14 protein-coding genes are annotated in these 17054 nt (G+C 59.7%); 8 read left to right on the top strand and 6 right to left on the bottom strand.

Translation table 11 applies throughout. The features are described from left to right. Window positions 1-8: 8 nt before the first annotated feature. Entirely contained in the window at window positions 9-473 is a 465-nt protein-coding gene (locus tag ACR0NW_RS05715) for a nuclear transport factor 2 family protein (protein ID WP_480448435.1), read from the bottom strand. Window positions 474-776: 303 nt separating this feature from the next. On the opposite strand from ACR0NW_RS05715, the gene ACR0NW_RS05710 reads away from it, so the two are divergent. After that, complete coding sequence (locus ACR0NW_RS05710; RefSeq protein ID WP_480448436.1) at window positions 777-1343, top strand: TetR/AcrR family transcriptional regulator; 567 nt, start codon at window positions 777-779, stop codon at window positions 1341-1343. A gap of 29 nt (window positions 1344-1372) precedes the next feature. On the opposite strand, the gene ACR0NW_RS05705 is transcribed toward ACR0NW_RS05710, so the two are convergent. From ACR0NW_RS05705 to ACR0NW_RS05690, 4 genes are all read right to left on the bottom strand, one after another. Further along, entirely contained in the window at window positions 1373-3517 is a 2145-nt protein-coding gene (locus ACR0NW_RS05705; RefSeq protein ID WP_480448437.1) for a 3-hydroxyacyl-CoA dehydrogenase NAD-binding domain-containing protein, read from the bottom strand. A 12-nt stretch (window positions 3518-3529) separates the two neighbouring features. Continuing rightward, entirely contained in the window at window positions 3530-4738 is a 1209-nt protein-coding gene (locus ACR0NW_RS05700; protein WP_480448439.1) for an acetyl-CoA C-acetyltransferase, read from the bottom strand. A gap of 106 nt (window positions 4739-4844) precedes the next feature. Continuing rightward, entirely contained in the window at window positions 4845-5900 is a 1056-nt protein-coding gene (locus ACR0NW_RS05695; RefSeq protein WP_480448440.1) for a Hint domain-containing protein, read from the bottom strand. 133 nt (window positions 5901-6033) lie between these two features. Beyond that, entirely contained in the window at window positions 6034-7191 is a 1158-nt protein-coding gene (locus tag ACR0NW_RS05690) for an acyl-CoA dehydrogenase family protein (RefSeq protein ID WP_480448441.1), read from the bottom strand. Between the two features lie 197 nt (window positions 7192-7388). On the opposite strand from ACR0NW_RS05690, the gene ACR0NW_RS05685 reads away from it, so the two are divergent. From ACR0NW_RS05685 to ACR0NW_RS05670, 4 genes are all read left to right on the top strand, one after another. Continuing rightward, entirely contained in the window at window positions 7389-8516 is a 1128-nt protein-coding gene (locus ACR0NW_RS05685) for an NAD(P)H-dependent flavin oxidoreductase (protein WP_480448442.1), read from the top strand. A 2-nt stretch (window positions 8517-8518) separates the two neighbouring features. Continuing rightward, entirely contained in the window at window positions 8519-9310 is a 792-nt protein-coding gene (locus ACR0NW_RS05680; protein ID WP_480448444.1) for a TIGR03084 family metal-binding protein, read from the top strand. A gap of 107 nt (window positions 9311-9417) precedes the next feature. Beyond that, window positions 9418-10575: an acyl-CoA dehydrogenase family protein gene (locus tag ACR0NW_RS05675; protein WP_170651195.1), complete on the top strand. Its 1158-nt coding sequence runs from the start codon at window positions 9418-9420 to the stop codon at window positions 10573-10575. Between the two features lie 253 nt (window positions 10576-10828). Beyond that, a complete protein-coding gene (locus ACR0NW_RS05670; RefSeq protein WP_480448445.1) occupies window positions 10829-11593 on the top strand; it encodes a nuclear transport factor 2 family protein in 765 nt (254 codons plus the stop codon). Window positions 11594-11620: 27 nt separating this feature from the next. On the opposite strand, the gene ACR0NW_RS05665 is transcribed toward ACR0NW_RS05670, so the two are convergent. Beyond that, window positions 11621-12511 carry a LysR substrate-binding domain-containing protein gene (locus tag ACR0NW_RS05665; RefSeq protein ID WP_480448446.1) on the bottom strand — a complete coding sequence of 297 codons (891 nt, stop codon included), beginning with the start codon at window positions 12509-12511 and terminating at the stop codon, window positions 11621-11623. Between the two features lie 98 nt (window positions 12512-12609). Between ACR0NW_RS05665 and ACR0NW_RS05660 the strand changes: the two genes are divergently transcribed. Genes ACR0NW_RS05660 through ACR0NW_RS05650 form a run of 3 tightly spaced genes read left to right on the top strand, consistent with a single transcriptional unit; the run spans window position 12610 to window position 17030 of the window. Next, window positions 12610-13776 (top strand): pyridoxal phosphate-dependent aminotransferase, encoded by a 1167-nt coding sequence (locus ACR0NW_RS05660; RefSeq protein ID WP_480448447.1) that lies wholly within the window; start codon window positions 12610-12612, stop codon window positions 13774-13776. 30 nt (window positions 13777-13806) lie between these two features. Further along, on the top strand, window positions 13807-15999 hold the full coding sequence (locus ACR0NW_RS05655; protein ID WP_480448448.1) for a dehydrogenase E1 component subunit alpha/beta: 2193 nt from the start codon (window positions 13807-13809) through the stop codon (window positions 15997-15999). Further along, on the top strand, window positions 15996-17030 hold the full coding sequence (locus tag ACR0NW_RS05650) for an ACP S-malonyltransferase (RefSeq protein ID WP_480448449.1): 1035 nt from the start codon (window positions 15996-15998) through the stop codon (window positions 17028-17030). Before ACR0NW_RS05655 ends, ACR0NW_RS05650 begins: the two co-directional genes overlap by 4 nt. Window positions 17031-17054 lie beyond the last annotated feature (24 nt).

The raw sequence follows: 17054 nt of genomic DNA, 5'->3' as shown, positions 1-17054 counted from the left end.
GGTTCCTTTCAGAGGCCAAGTTCGGACAGGCCAGGATGATCGTCGGGTCGGGGGCCGGCTGGCCAATGAAACAGGCGCTGGTCCCCGGTAATCGGCAGATCGTTCAGCGACGCGTGGCGGCGCGCCATACGGCCATCTTCGGCGAATTCCCAATTTTCATTGCCATAAGAGCGAAACCACTGCCCGCTGTCATCATGCCATTCATAAGCATATCGAACCGCAATGCGATTGCCGGAATAGGACCACAGTTCCTTGATCAGGCGATAGTCCAGTTCCCGGTTCCACTTGCGGGTCAGAAAGGCGTGGATCTGGTCGTGCCCGGACAGGAACTCGGCCCGGTTCCGCCACTGGCTGTCTTCGGTGTAGGCCGGTGTGACGACATCGGGATCGCGGCTGTTCCATCCGTTTTCGGCCAGGCGCACCTTTTGCTTAGCGGTTTCTGCAGTGAAAGGAGGCAGAGGAGGGCGGGTCATATCATTCGGTTCTTTCAGGCGAGAGTGGCGGCGAGTAGCGCCAGAGTCAGAAGAAGAGGAACGTGCCGGGTGTGAAACAAACTGGCATGGCGGCGCATCGGTCAGATCCTTGGTGTACAGATCGGTAAATGATGCAGTTAAAGTGTACAGATCGGTAAACTATTTCAAGTCATGCGCGGTAACATTTTTTCGAGGTAGAGTTTCGTGTTTGTAAAAGTGATCAATAACAATGCGTTACCATGGATATTTGCGTCTGGGTAGATTCACTACTATGTACTGATCTGTACACCAAGGAGCCGAATCATGCGCCCAAACAAACGGGATGAGCTTGTCCGAAAGGCGCTGGAGGTCTTTTACCGCGACGGCTTCCATGCCACCGGAATGGACAAGCTGGTTGTTGAAACCGGTGTGTCGAAAACGTCGATGTACAAACACTTCCGCACCAAGGAAGAGCTGATCTTGGCCGCGCTGCGCCTGCGGGATGAGAGTTTTCGCAACTGGTTTCTGCGCCGTGTCGAAGAACTGGCGGACACGCCCGCGGGTCAGCTTATCGCGGGATTTGATGTGCTGCAGGAGTGGTTTGAAAAAGACACCTATCGCGGCTGCATGTTCATCAAGGCGGGGGCCGAGTTTCAGGAAAAGGATCACCCGATCCACGTTCAGGCGGCAGAGCACAAGCGCCTGCTGCTGGAGCATTTCACGCGGCTGGCGCGCGACGCCGGCGTGTCTGACCCCGAAAAACTGGGGTGTCAGATCCTGCTTTTGAAGGAAGGGGCGATTGTCACGTCGGTTCTGCTGAACAACTGCGAACCGGCACGGGACGCAAAAGAGGCAGCACAAACACTGCTGGACGCAGCACTAAAAAAATGACGGCGCGGGGGTAAGCCGCGCCGTTCAGATCAGGCAAAGGTCTTTTGCTCTGCCACATGTTGTTTCAGGATTTCGGGCGGCTCAAAACGTGGGCCATAGGCTTTGGCCAGTTCCTCGCACCGTGTCAGAAACCGTTCAGGCCCATAGGTGTTCACGTATTGAATGTACCCGCCCGTATGAACCGGTGCGCCGATGCCAAGAATTGAACCGACATTGCCGTCGGCCACCGTGCGCAAAACGCCTTCTTCCAGACACCGCAGGCTTTCCAGAACCGCGCGGAATAGGATGCGATCCTGTATGTCCTGATCGCTGATCTGCACGTCATCCTTGCGCCAGGCCTCGAGACCCGGCCAGATTGTCTTGCCCTCATCGGTATAGTCATAAAAACCCTTGCCGGTTGCACGGCCGTGGCGTCCGTGCTGGCTGATCATTTCGGCCAGCATGGCGCGCGCGCCGGGGTTCTGTTCCTGCGCGGGGTCCAGCAGGCCCATCTCAACCTGTGTGTTGTAGATGTCGGTGACCAGCTTGATCTGCACCTCATCCAGCAGCGACAGCATCCCCGTCGGCATTCCGGTAAGGCGCGACAGGTTGTCGACGCGCACCGGATCATGCCCTTCGGCCACAAGTTCAGCAGCTTCGATGATCTTGGTGCCGATGGTGCGCGAGGTGTAGAACCCGGTGCTGTCCCCGACGATGATCGGGGTTTTCCGGATCTGGCGGGCAAAGTCGAAGGCACGCGCCAGCGTTTCGTCCGACGTCTTTTCACCAGCGATGATTTCCAGCAACGGCATCTTGTCGACGGGAGAGAAGAAGTGCAGGCCGACGAAATTCTCGGGCTTCGCGGCTCCGGTGGCCAGCCGTGTGATCGGCAGGGTCGAGGTGTTCGATCCCCAGACGCCATTTTCGGCCAGCAGCGCCTCATGCTCGGCCAGAACGGCGTCCTTGATGTCGATTTTCTCGAACACCGCCTCGATGATCAGATCGCAGCCTTTCAGGTCGTCCGACTGATCCGTCGGCGTGATCAGGGCCAGCACTGCATCCCGCTGCTCGGGCGACATGCGGCCGCGTTTGACCCGTTTGTCCAGCAACCCGGCGGTGTAGGCCTTGCCGTTTTCTGCGGCCTCCATCGACATGTCTTTCAACACCACCGGCAAACCGGCCATCGCTGCGGAATAGGCGATGCCCTGACCCATCATGCCCGCGCCAAGAATGCCCAGCCGCTCGACCTTTGATGGTGGTACACCCTTGGGACGGCTTGCGCCGCCATTGACCTTGTTCATGCCAAAGAACAGCGTTTCAATCATGTTCTTGGTTGTGGCCATCGGTGTCAGCGAGACAAAACGGCGGCTCTCATATCGTTGGGCGGTTTCGAAATCGACCTTGCCTGCTGCTTCGGTCATGATGTCGAGGATTTTGACCGGCGCTGGCATCAGCCCCCGCGTCTTTTTGAACAGCATCGCGGCGGCCCCGGCGATGCGGGTCATGTTCTTGGGTGATGTCGAAGGGCCTCCGGGTATCTTGTAGCCCTTGGTATCCCACGGCTGCGTTATCGCCGCCTCGTCACCTTGTACCGACAATATCCATTCCTTGGCCCGGCTCAGCAGTTGTTCGGGCGGAACCACCTCGTGAATCAACCCGGCCTTCATCGCCTTGTCAGGTGAAACCTGACGGCCCTCCAGCAGGAATGGCATCGCACCTTCCATGCCCAGCAGGTAGGTCAGGCGAACCACGCCACCCCCGCCGGGCAACAGGCCCAGCGTCACCTCGGGCAGGCCGATCTTGGTTTTCGGGTTCTCGGCGGCGATGCGATAGTTGCAGGCAAGGCAGATCTCATAGCCTCCACCCAGCGCAGCCCCATTGATGGCGGCAACCACCGGAACCGGCAATTTCTCCTGCCGCCGCATCACGGCTTTGGTAGCCTCGACGGATTGGAACAGCTCATCAACACCATCTGCCTCGATGCTTTTCAGCATGTTCAGATCACCGCCGGCAAAGAACGTGTCCTTGGCCGAGGTCCAGATCACACCCTTCAGGCCCTCTTCGGCCTCGATCCGGTCCATGGTGTCGGAAAACAGCGGCCAGAACTGCGCGTTCATCGCGTTTACCGGGCCGTCCATATCCATGGTGACCGTGACAATACCGTCGACGTCTTTTTCGTAGCGAAATTCACCCATATCCGTTCTCCTTCAAAGACGCTCGATCAGGGTCGAGATACCCATGCCGCCGCCCACACACAGCGAGATCATGGCCCGCTTGGCATTACGGCGCTCCAGCTCGTCGAGAACGGTCGAAACCAGCATCCCGCCGGTTGCACCCAGCGGATGACCCATGGCAATCGCGCCGCCATTTACGTTGGTGATTTCGTGGTCGATTTCGAGGTCTTTCATGTAGCGCATGGCAACCGATGCGAAGGCTTCGTTAATCTCCCAGATGTCGATGTCCGAGACCTTGAGCCCTGCCTTGTCGAGGCACTTCTTTGCCGCCGGTCCGGGACCTGCCAGCATGATCACCGGATCGGTCGAGATCACCGTGGCCGAAACGATCCGCGCACGCGGCTCAAGCCCCAGTTCCTTGCCCGACTTTTCCGAACCGATCATCACCGCCGACGACCCATCCACGATGCCCGAGGAATTGCCCGGCGTGTGCACATGGTTGATCCGCGAAACCTGCGGATATTTGGCCAGCGCCATGTCGTCATATCCAAATCCACCCATCTGCGCGAAGGACGGATTCAGCGCGCCCAGTTTCTGCATATCGGTGTTTGGTTTGATGTAGTCATCGCGCTGCAGCACCGTGATGCCGTTTTCATCCTTCACCGGCACCACCGACCGGTCGAACCAGCCGTTGTCGCGCGCATGTGCCGCGCGTTTCTGGCTTTCGACGGCAAATGCATCCACATCCTCGCGGCTGTAACCGTCAATGGTGGCGATCAGATCTGCGCCAATCCCCTGCGGGGCCGAGTTCTGATCAATAACGAAATCCGGGTCGGTGAACATCGCCCCGCCCTGAGACAGCATCGGAATTCGGCTCATGGATTCCACACCGCCTGCTACGACCAGATCTTCCTGATCCGATCCGACCTTGGCGGCCGCCATGTTCACTGCCTCCAGACCCGAAGCGCAGAACCGGTCAAGCTGAACGCCGGGTACTGCCTCGTCCCAATGCGCGGCCTGCACGGCGGCCTTGGCCACACAGGCCCCCTGATCGCCGACGGGCGCGGTGCATCCCAAAATCACGTCACCTACCTGCGAGGTGTCCAGATCATGCCGCGACTGCAACTCGCGCAGCAGCCCGGCGGCCAGTTGAATGGGCTTTACCTCGTGCAGGGTGCCGTCTTTCTTGCCGCGCGAGCGCGGTGTCCGCACCGCATCGTAGATATAGGCTGGGGTGGCCATGGTTTCTCCTCCTGATCCGTTGCCGGAAAGCTAGAAGGCTGAAATCCGAATCTGCAACTGAACAGTTACGGAACTTGTTTTGTGACGTCACGTAGCGCGGTCTGAATCAGGTTGCACAGCTGTCACGCAGCAGGGGCTTGTTGTTTTTCAAGTGACGCCAGACCAGTTGTTTTTGCTGCTTTCCCGATGGGATGAACCTTGCAGGATCAGTCAGGCATTTCAGGTTCATGATGTCGGGGAAAATAACCAGAATCTCTTCAAGCGCATCCGCGCTGAGGGACCCGAGCGCCTGAGGGCCAGCAAGCAGGCTTTCGGTCGCGGCGCCTTCGGCAAAGATGATTTCATGCCGATCAAACAACAGGTGATAATACTCGACCGACTTGGCGCTTTCTTCAATCGTCACACCGGGCAGCGCAGTCAGTTTGATGGCAGGCACAAGGATTTCGGATTGCCCAAACATGCGCTCGGCGATCTTTGAAGCAACGAACATGCGATGCTGGCGGGACACCAGCAAGTCCCTTGTCGGTTGCCCTAAACCCAGCGATCCCGCCGGGATTCGCACCGGTTGCAGCTTGGGGTTCGTGGCCAGGTCATCAGGCCCGAACAATCGCCTGCCGATCCAACGCAGGGGCTGCAGGCCATTGTCATGCGTCAAAATCAGGTCGCCTTCGGACAGGCTTTCGACCGGGCGGTCGCCGTGCTCAGTGCGGATCAAAGCGCCACGTGTCAGACAGGGAGTATCAGGAATATCCGCGGGGTTCAGATCGTCCGCACCCTGATCCTTGTTGGATGTGGTGAAGGTGACGCCCACCTCGGGGATTTCAGATACCGCGAAAAAGCGCAGCCCATTGTCCAGTTCGAAGCGCCAGACCTCGATCACCTGACCGTTGGTACCGGTATAGGTGGCCGTCCATTCCACGTAGATACCGTCGGTTGAAACCGGATTTCCGGCAGCGTCCGTTACGATGCCGATCTGATTGGGGTCGTCTGGCGTTTCATTGATGATCGTGTCGCCGTCAATCAATGTATCGTCATCGTCGATGGTGACGTTCAGAAACTGGTTCGGATCATTGTTGGCAAGAACAAACGGATCGTTGCTGCCGCCGGGGCGGTCGCTGAAGGCATCCAGCGGGATCGCTTTGAATGTCGCAATGACGGCCATCTGTTGGTCTTTCCCGCCGTGGGACTTTCATGGGTTGGCTATATCGGCAACTTACACCGCAGGGCCTACCTGTGGAATCGGAATCTGTTCCAATCCCCAATCAGTCCGACGCGTTAGTGTGGACCGTCGATGGTCATTGCCCGGCGAGCCCCATCTGCCGCACGGCCAGATCACGCATGATCTCTTCTGAACCACCGCCGATGGCCATCACTTTGACCTCGCGCCAGACCCGTTCCACCGGGTTGCCAGTCAGATAACCAGCACCACCAAATATCTGCATACCCTCGGAGGCCACGAATTCCAGCGCCTTGGTGGACTGGACCTTGGCCTTGGCGATTTCGGCAGCGGGCATGAGGCCCTGATTGATCGCCCAGCAGATACGTTCCAGATAGGCTTCGATCATGTCGATGCGGGCCGATATTTCGGCAAACTTGTGGGCGATGACCTGATGGTCGATCAGCCTTTGGCCGAAGGTCCGGCGCTCGCGTGCCCAGTCCAGCGCGGCATCATAGCAAACGCGCATCATGCCAAGGCCTCCGGCAACCATCGCGAGACGTTCAAAGTTGAAGTTGTTCATGATGGCGATGAACCCTTTGTTCTCTGGGCCGATCAGTGCCTCAGATGAGACTTTGCAGTCATCGAAATGCAGCATCGCCTGTTCCGAACAATGCCAGCCCATCTTGCCGCCAAGCGGCGTGCGGGTGAAACCCGGGGTGTCCGCTTCGATCAGAAAGAGGGATATCCCTGTCAGCCCCGGCCCGCCGGTTCTGGCCCCCACGACGAACCATTGTGAATCCATGCCCCCGGTGATGTAGGCCTTGGCGCCGTTCAGAACCCAGCCATCTTCGGTGCGTTCAGCTTTGGTGGTCAGGTTCGCCACATCCGATCCGCCGCCCGGCTCGGTAATTGCAAGCGAGGAATTCATGCGTCCGCCGACAATTTCAGGCAGAACCGTTTTTCTGAAGTCTTCGGGTGCAAACTTGACGATCGGGCCCAGCGATATCATGCGCCCGCCAACGGCTGCTGCAACGCCCGAGGCGCCACAGCCAAAGGCCATCTCGGCATAATCCGCCCGCATGAAAGCGTCGTCAAAGCCAAGACCGCCATACTCTTCGGGAATGCCAAAGCCGAATACACCCATGTCGCCCAGCTTTTCATGCAGGTCCCATGGGACTGACCGCTTGGCCTCCCAATCCTCGATGTTGGGCTTCACTTCCGTGTCGAAGAACCGTTTCAGATTGCTGCGATAGGCCTCACGCTCGGGTGTCATGAAAGGGGAAGGGCAGGTCATGTGGCCTCCTTATAGGTCAGCTTGTTCCGTGACGTCGCGCGGGTCCGCGCTGCGTTGACCGGTACGCCTGTTGCGGGCAACGTAGAAACAGAACGGATGGTCTGTAAAGCGCCGAGGAGGGCGTCGCAGAAAGAACGTCGCGTTCCGCGCCATTCGCACCGGGTGGCGCAGCGATAGAGATCAAAGGGGATGATCAGATGAATTCCGACCTGTGCCGAAAACTTGGAATCGAGTTTCCGCTGTTTGCGTTCAGCCATTGCCGCGACGTGGTGGCCGCGGTCAGCCGCGCGGGTGGCATGGGTGTTTTTGGCGCGGTGATGTACACGCCCGAGCAGCTGCGCACCGAACTGGAATGGATCGACGCCAATTGTGACGGCAAACCCTATGGCGTCGACCTGATCGTCCCGACCTCGATTCAACGGCAGGGGGATGAGCCATCGGACGACCAGTTGCTTGGCGGTCTGCCCGGCGAGCACATGGAATTTGTCGAATCTGTTCTGGCCCAAAATGGCGTTCAGGCCGACGATCTGGCCGAGCGGCGCAAGGCGATGCTGCATTTCTCGCACAATCTCAACAGCGGTGGTGCGCAGGAAATGCTGGATGTGGCCTTTTCCTTTCCCATCAAACTGATCGCAAATGCGCTGGGGACACCGCCGCAGGTAATGCTGGATCGTGCCCGTCAGGCGGGTGTCCCGGTCGCGGCTTTGGTCGGATCCCGAAAACATGCCGAACGTCAGGTTGCGGCGGGCGTGGACATTCTGGTGGCAGCCGGTGGCGAGGCCGGCGGGCACTGTGGTGAAATTTCGACCATAGTGCTGGTGCCCGAGGTGGTCTCGGTCGCGGGGGATACGCCGGTTCTGGCGGCGGGTGGTATCGTCACGGGGCGGCAGATGGCTGCCGCAATGGCCATGGGGGCCGCCGGGGCGTGGTGCGGTTCGGTCTGGCTGACGACTGCCGAGGGCGAGCCCAGCCAGACGATCAAGGACAAGATGCTGGCGGCCTCGTCTTCGGATACGGTCCGTTCCCGGTCGCGCACCGGCAAAACCTCGCGCCAGTTGCGCTCGGCCTGGACCGAAGCGTGGGAGGCGAAAGGCCCCGATCCGTTGCCGATGCCGTTCCAGTCGCTGATCTCGGAACCGGCCCTGGGCAAGATCGAGAAACTGGCAGAAGGCGGGCACGAAGGCGCGGCCGAGCTTGCGACCTATTGGGTCGGGCAGGGGGTCGGTCTGATGAACCAGATGTCATCGGCGGGCGCTGTCGTGCAGGAGTTCAAGCAGGATTATCTGGACGCCACCGAACGGCTGATGGCGACGTTGGAGGGATGAGCATGGAACAGGCAAAGGATTTTCTGGACGAAAGCGAGGCTCTGCACGGCGTTCTGGCTGACGTGGCGGGCGACAAGTGGGAAACGGTTACCCAGTTCAAGGGCTGGACGTTGAACGATGTTCTTGTGCACCTGCACTTTTGGAATCAGATGGCTGAGCTGTCGTTGAACGACGAGGACGCCTTTCAGGTTCGCGTGGCCGAGACCTTTGCCGGAATTCAGTCCAACGGTTTCAGGGCAACCGAAAACGCCATGATATCCGAGCGTGGCGAAGATCTGCGTGATGCGTGGCGGGAACTGTACACGGGCATTGGTAAGCGCTGGGCCGGTCTCGATCCGAAGCAACGCGTGAAATGGGCCGGTCCGGACATGTCCGTTCGTTCGTCGATTACCGCCCGCCAAATGGAAACCTGGGCGCATGGTCAGGAGGTGTTCGACATCCTTGGGGTAGAGCGGCACGAGACCGACCGGATAAAGAACATCGTCATTCTGGGCGTGAACACGTTTGGCTGGACCTACAAGGTGCATGGCTTGGCTGTACCTGAAATCATGCCGCGACTGGACCTGACCGCCCCGTCCGGAACCCTTTGGGAGTTCGGAGAATCGGGCGAGAACCGGATTTCCGGTTCTGCGGTGGAATTCGCTCAGGTGGTCACACAGACACGCAACATTGCGGACACCACGCTCAAGGTAGAAGGGCCTGTTGCGGTCGAATGGATGTCCATTGCCCAGTGTTTCGCGGGCGGTGCCGAAACACCCCCGGCAAAAGGCGTTCGGCGGCGAGTATCCGGCTGATCCCAAAGGACGTTGCGTAGCGCCCTTTCGAGACGCGGCGTCACCCGGATTGGTTTGAATCGCCTTGCGCGTTAGCCTTTCTGCAACTTCAGACCGGAGAGATGGATATGTCGCTAATCACCAGCACCTCAGCCTGGGCCACCGACGAACACCGCATGTTCGCGGAAATGGCTGGCCGATTCATGGACGACGAACTTGTTCCCAACATCGACAATTGGGTCGGCAACGGTGTTGTCGATCGCGAGTTCTGGCACAAGGCCGGTGAAACCGGCCTGATGGCCGGTTCGATCGCCGAAGAATACGGCGGTGTTGGTGGTGACATGGGTTTCGACTCGATCACGATTTACGAACAGACATCGCGCGGGGATGCCGGTTGGGGTTATGGCATCCAATCTATCGTTACCCACTATATCACTGCTTATGGCAGCGAAGATCAAAAGCAGAAGTGGCTGCCCAAGCTGGCATCCGGCGAAATGGTCGGTGCCATCGCCATGACCGAACCGGGCACCGGGTCCGATCTGCAATCGGTCCGGACCACGGCGGAAAAGGACGGCAATTCCTACCGGATCAATGGCTCCAAGATATTCATCACCAACGGACAGACCGCCGATCTTGTCATTGTGGTCGCCAAGACGGACAAATCGCAGGGCGCCAAAGGTGTCTCGCTGATTGCTGTCGAAACGGATGGGGCCGAGGGTTTCCGCCGGGGGCGCAATCTCAAGAAGCTTGGGATGAAAGCCAACGATACCGCCGAGCTGTTCTTTGAAGATGTGAAGGTCCCGATGACCAACCTCATCGGACCCGAAGAGGGGCAGGGGTTCTATCAGCTGATGAAGCAGCTGCCTTGGGAGCGCCTGACAATCGGCATCATGGCGCTGGGCGCCATCGATTTCGCGATCGCTGAAACGGTGAAATACGTGCAGGAGCGCAAGGCGTTCGGCCAGCGCGTGATGGATTTTCAGAACACCCGGTTCAAGCTGGCCGAGTGCAAGACAAAGGCCGAGGTCCTGCGCAGCTTCGTCAACGACTGCATCGCCAAGCTGGAACAGGGGCAGCTGGATGCACCGACGGCTTCGATGGTGAAATACTGGGGCTCGGAAGTGCAAAACGAGATCATGCACGAATGCCTGCAACTGTTTGGCGGTTATGGCTTCATGATGGAATATCCCATCGCGCGTCTTTATGCGGATGCGCGCGTGCAGATGATCTATGGCGGCACCAATGAGGTGATGAAAGAACTCATCGCCCGTTCGCTGGACGTTTAAGCAAGCAAGGGGCGCTCCCGCCTGTCGTCGACCTTCCTGCCGGAAGACTTCCTCCCGTTGGGCTGGGCACGCGCGAGCATTGAACGCGTGCGCCCAGCCCCTCATCCCGCTGTCCGCAGGACGCAAGGCCGAAGGCCGCGCAGTTTAAGCTGCTGTATCGTTGCAGACCCAGTTCACAACCATGTTGCCGGGATCAAAGATGCCTGACATTCTGTCCCGAACCGCGACATCTGACCCGTGAATGGATATCGATATGTCGGACGCCAATAAGGACCGCATTCGCGCCCTGCTGAAAAGCATCGAAACCGGTGACCCCGGCCCGGTCGCCGTGGTCAATGAGGCCAAGTACATCCAACACAACCCTCAGACACACGAGGGCAGCGAGGGATTGGCGGTGCTGTTCAAGCGCCTGTCCGAAACCTCGCCCCGTGTGAATATCGTGCGCGCCTTTGAAGACGGGGATTTCGTCTTTGCACATACCGAATACGATTTTTCCCGCCGCAACATCGGGTTCGAGGTGTTCCGGTTTGAAGACGGTCAGGCCGTCGAGCACTGGGACAACATCCAGAAGCGGCAAGGCCCAAACCCGTCCGGGCGCAGCATGGTTGACGGCCCCGCCGAAGCCACCGATCCGGAAAAGACCGATGCCAATCGGGCCCTTGTTCGGAAGTTTGTCGAAACCGCTTTGATCGGTGGTGATGGGGGCCAGATCGATGCCTGCATCGACACATCCGCCTTTGCCGAGCACAACCCGCATTTTGGTGACGACCTCGTGCAGCTGCGCAAGGCTCTGTCCCCGGATATGGATGGGCAGCGGATGATCGACTATCACCATCTGCACCGGGTATTGGCCGAGGGCAGTTTTGTCCTGACGGTTTGCGAAGGGTATTCCGATGGGACGCACAGCGCGTTCTATGACCTGTTCCGTGTCGCGGATGGCAAGATCGTCGAGCATTGGGACACCGTTGAAAAGATAGCACCGCGCAGCGAATGGAAGAATGAAAACGGCAAGTTCTGAAGTTGAAAACTCGGACCGGTCACTTCATCAATCCTGCTCAAGTTGCCCCTTCAGCCATTTCAGAAAGGACTTGAGCGGTTCGGGCTCGGCCCGTCTTTGCGGCCAGACGAGGTAATAATCTCCAAGGCTTACCGCGGGCCCGTCCAAGGCCAGAACCAGACGCCCGGATTTCAGGTCTTCGGCCACCAGATAGCTGGGCATCAGCGCAACGCCCAGCCCGTGAATGGTTGCCTGTATCATTGTCGAGAACTGATCGAACAGCATGCCGCGGACGCCTTCGGCAGGCTGACCCTGTGCTGCAAACCACTGCTCCCAGGCATCGGGGCGCGTGTCGAGGTGCAGCAGCGGCGCGTCCTGCAGCCAACCGATGCTGCTCAAACCATCCGGCAAAAGGTCAGGTGCGCAAACTGGCAAAACCTCTTCGCGCATGATGGGCAGGTAGTTCACTCCGGCCCAGTCCTGCTGGCCAAAGTGGATTGCGGCATCAAAGGGCTCGGTTTCGAAATCGAACGGTTTCAGTCGCGTGTTCAGGTTTACCGTCACCTCGGGGTGGCGCCGCGCAAAGTCCTGCAGCCGAGGTGCCAGCCAGTGCATGCCAAATGCGGGCAGGATCGACAGATGCAGCGACCCGCCTGTTGGATTGGCCTTCAGCTTGAGTGACGCCTGCGCCAGTTGTTGCAGCGCCGATCTTGCCGTTTCCACATACTCTCTTGCCGCAGGTGTCAGATGAAGACGCATCTGTGTACGTTGGATCAGCTCGACCCCCAACTGTTCTTCCATCGTTTTGAGTTGCCGGCTGATCGCGCTTTGTGTCAACGACAGCTCCTCGGCCGCTGCCGAGGCGCTGCCAAGCCGGTCCACGGCCTCAAGCGCCAGCAGGGATGAGATCGAGGGCAGAAACCGGCGGGGCGCAATCATATGACTTATCCTCATACCTTTTGAATGGAATATCACTGGCTTTCTGCCAATGCCAGCAGGATACACGCAGGTACTGACTGCTATTCGGGGATTGCACCATGACCATTCAGAACAGCTTGGGCGAATTTCAAAGGGCCGGGCGGCTTGAAGGGATCGAACTGTCCGAAATCGTTCAGATTTCGGAACATGCGGCAAGACTGCGCGCACAGGGCGTGGATGTGATCGCGCTGAGTACGGGCGAGCCTGATTTTCCAACCCCAGGCCACGTGGTCGAGGCGGCACATAGCGCGGCGCTAAATGGGCAAACCAGATATCCTGCGACGGCCGGAACACCAGCATTGCGCGGTGCAATTGCGGAACAGGCAGGGGTGGAGGCCGCCAATGTGATCGTTTCCACAGGGGCAAAGCAGGTCCTGTCAGCGGCCTTCATGGCAACGCTCAACACCGGGGACGAAGTCATAACGACCGCCCCATTCTGGACCAGCTACGCGGACATGGTAAAGCTGGCCGGAGGCGTGCCGGTGGTGCTGGATTGCCCGGTCACGCAGGATTTCAAGCTGACTCCTGCGCAACTGGAGGCCGCGATCACCCCGCGCACCCGCTGGTTGCTGCTGAACACACCTTCCAATCCGACCGGGGCCGTATATTCCAAAGATGAATTACAGGCGCTGGGCGAGGTTCTGGAAAAACACCCTCAGGTCTGGGTGATTTCGGACGAGATTTATCAGCACCTTGCCTATGTGCCTTTCACGCCGTTTGTGCAGGCCGTACCAACGCTGGCGGATCGCACGCTGATCGTGAACGGGGTGTCCAAGGCCTATTCGATGACCGGCTGGCGGATCGGCTGGGGCATCGGGCCCGCGCCGCTGATCAAGGCTATGGTGGCGGTTCAAGGTCAGATTACATCCGGTGCCTGTTCCATCGCGCAGGCTGCGGCGCTGGAGGCCATCACAGGCCCGCAGGACTTGTTGGCCGAGCGTCGAAACGAGATGCAGGCGCGCCGTGATCTTGTCGTCGCAGGGCTGAATGCCGCCGGACTTAGCTGCGCAACACCTGACGGGGCTTTCTACGTGTTCCCCAAAACACCCGCGAAGATGCCTGTAGACCATGAGTTCTGCCGGTATCTGCTGGATGAGGCCGGTGTCGCGCTGGTTCCGGGTCGCGCCTTTGGGATGCTCGGCCATTTGCGCCTGTCCTTCGCCTATGCAACGGATAGCCTGACCGAAGGGCTTGCCCGCATCTCGCGCGCGGTTGCCGCGCTCTGACACGACAACACTACTTGAGAAGGCCGAGCCATGGACCGCGCCCAGATCGTTCACGAGAATTTCCTGACCCGCGTTGCAAAGCGCGACTTTCCTGATGGCGCCGACCCGACACCGGGTTTGAGTGATGCCGAGGCCGTCTCGCTCTATCGCTCGCAGGTGCTTAGCCGTGCATTGGATCGCACGAGCCGGGCGATGCAAAAGGCCGGGCAGGGGTTCTATACTATCGGTTCGTCGGGGCACGAAGGGATGGCCGCAGTCGCACACGCGCTGCGTCCGACCGACATTGCCTTTCTGCACTATCGCGACGCCGCGTTTCAGATCGCCCGCGCCGAACAGGTGCCCGGTCAACAGATCACATGGGACATGTTGTTGAGTTTTGCCTGTTCGAAAGAGGACCCGACTTCGGGCGGGCGGCACAAGGTGCTGGGATCGAAGGCACTGATGATCCCACCACAGACATCGACGATTGCAAGCCATCTGCCCAAGGCGGTGGGGGCGGCCTATTCGCTGGGCGCGGCGCGCAGGCACGGCCCGGAGCACCGGCAACTGCCCGCAGATGGGATCGCCATGTGTTCCTTTGGCGATGCGTCCGCCAACCATTCGACGGCACAGGGGGCAATCAACACGGCGGGCTGGACGAGTGTGCAATCCACGCCGCTGCCACTGCTTTTTGTGTGCGAGGATAACGGCATCGGTATTTCGGTGAAAACACCGAAGGGGTGGATACAGGCTTCGATGGAACATCGACCGGGCATCAGGTACTTCCAGGCCAACGGTCTGGATATCTATGAGACCTACGCCATCGCCCAAGAGGCGGCCGAGTATGTGCGCACCCGCCGCAAACCCGCCTTCCTGCACCTGAAAACCGTCCGCCTTTATGGTCACGCCGGGGCCGACGTGCCAACCACCTACCTCAGCAAGTCCGAGGTTGAGGCGGATGAGGCGAATGATCCGCTGCTGCATTCGGTGCGCCTGCTGGATCAGGCCGGTGCCTTGTCGCCGGATCAGGCCTTGCAGATTTACGAAGACACCTGCGCCCGCACCGACCGCGTAGCGGCCGAGGCGGCAACCCGTCCGCATCTGGCCACCGCGCAGGAAGTCATGGCCAGCCTGATCCCGCCCAAACGCGACTGCAAACCCACCAATGGCCCCAGCGCCGAGGCGCGTGCGCAGGCATTTGGTGGCGACATGCGGGCAATGAATGAGCCCCAGCCCATGAGTCGCCTGATCAACTGGGCGCTGACCGATCTGATGCTGGAACATGGCGAGATCGTCTGCATGGGCGAGGACGTCGGCCGCAAAGGGGGCGTCTATGGTGTGACGCAGAAATTGCAGCAACGCTTTGGCCCTGACCGGGTGATCGACTCGTTGCTGGATGAGCAGTCGATTCTGGGCCTTGCCATCGGTATGGGGCATAACGGATTTGTTCCGATCCCCGAAATTCAGTTCCTGGCCTATCTGCATAACGCCGAGGACCAGATCAGGGGAGAGGCCGCGACCCTGCCATTTTTCTCGAACGGTCAGTTCACCAACCCTATGGTGCTGCGCATCGCGGGGCTGGGCTATCAGAAAGGCTTTGGCGGGCATTTTCACAATGACAACTCGCTGGCTGTCCTTCGCGACATTCCCGGTGTGATCATCGCCTGCCCGTCGAACGGTTCAGATGCGGCGCGAATGTTGCGCGAATGCGTGCGGCTGGCGCGCGAAGAGCAACGGGTCGTGGTGTTCCTGGAACCCATCGCACTTTATCCGATGCGGGATCTGCACGGGGCGCAGGATGCTGCATGGATGACCACTTATCCATCGCCGGACCAGCGGATCGAGCTGGGCGAGGTTGGTGTACACGGCGACGGCACCGATCTGGCCATCGTCACCTACGGTAACGGGCACTACCTGTCGCAGCAGGCGCTGTCCGAGCTGGAGGCGGCAGGTCTGAGTACCCGGATTATTGACATGCGCTGGCTGGCGCCGCTGCCGGTCGAGGCGCTGCGCGAGGCCACCAAAGGCTGCAAACACGTACTGATTGTCGATGAATGCCGCCGTACAGGCAGCCAGTCCGAGGCGTTGATGACTTTCTTCTGCGAAGAAGGTGGCGCCATTCCGACCGCGCGTGTCGTGGCCGAGGATTGTTTCATCGCCACCGGCCCTGCCTATGCAGCGCCGTTGCCGTCGAAAGATGGCATCGTCACCGCCGCCCTCTCTCTGACCGGAGTAAAGAAATGACCCGTACCGCCGTTGTGATCTGCCCCGGTCGGGGAACGTATAACAAACCCGAACTGGGCTATCTGCACCGTCACCATGCCGGGCAGATGGATTTGTTCCGCACATTTGACGCCATCCGTGCTGAAACAGGGCAGGAGGCCGTTACCGCATTGGACAGCGCCGAACGGTTCTCGGTCGGCAGGTTTTCCCGCGGGGATGTGGCCTCGCCACTGATCTACGCCGCGTCGCTGGCTGACGCGCAGGCCCTGGCCGAGGATATCGAAGTGGTGGCCGTCACCGGCAACTCGATGGGTTGGTACATCGCGCTGGCCGCAGCCGGAGCGTTGAGCCCGGAAAACGGGTTTCGCGTCGTGAACACCATGGGCACGCTGATGCAGGACAAGCTGATTGGTGGGCAACTGGTTTATCCCTTCATGGGTGACGGCTGGGTCCGCGACCCCGCCCGCAAGGCTGAGCTGCTGGCACATGTTGCACGCATCGACGCGATGGACGGGCATGATCTGGCGCTGTCCATCGATCTGGGCGGCATGCTGGTTCTGGCAGGCAACGAAGAGGGGCTGAAGGCCTTTGAGGCCTTTCAACCCATTGTGCAGGAACGCTTTCCTATGCGCCTTGCCAATCACGCCGCCTTCCACACCCGGCTGCAGGCACCGGTTGCCGCCGAAGGGCGCGCGCAGCTTGGTGTCGACCTGTTCGATCAGCCTGATCGCCCGCTGATTGACGGGCGTGGCAATATCTGGTGGCCGGGGGCGACAGATACGGGCGCCCTGTGGGATTACACGCTGGGGCATCAGGTGACCGAGGCGTATGATTTCACCCGCGCCATCCAGACCGCGGCACGTGAATTCGCCCCCGATCTGTTCATCGTCACCGGGCCGGGCGCCACGCTGGGCGGGGCCGTAGCGCAGTCTCTGGTACTGGCAGAGTGGCGTGGAATGACGAACAAGGCGTCTTTTCAGGATCAGCAGGAGGCGCAGCCGATGCTGGTTTCGATGGGTCGTGATGACCAAAGGGCGCTTGCAACCGGCTGATCGTGCCGCAATGATCCGCGCAAA

This window comes from Ruegeria sp. CF5, assembly GCF_056537325.1.
The sequence above is the reverse complement of the archived record's forward strand: the minus strand, read 5'-3'. Positions and strand labels throughout refer to the sequence as shown.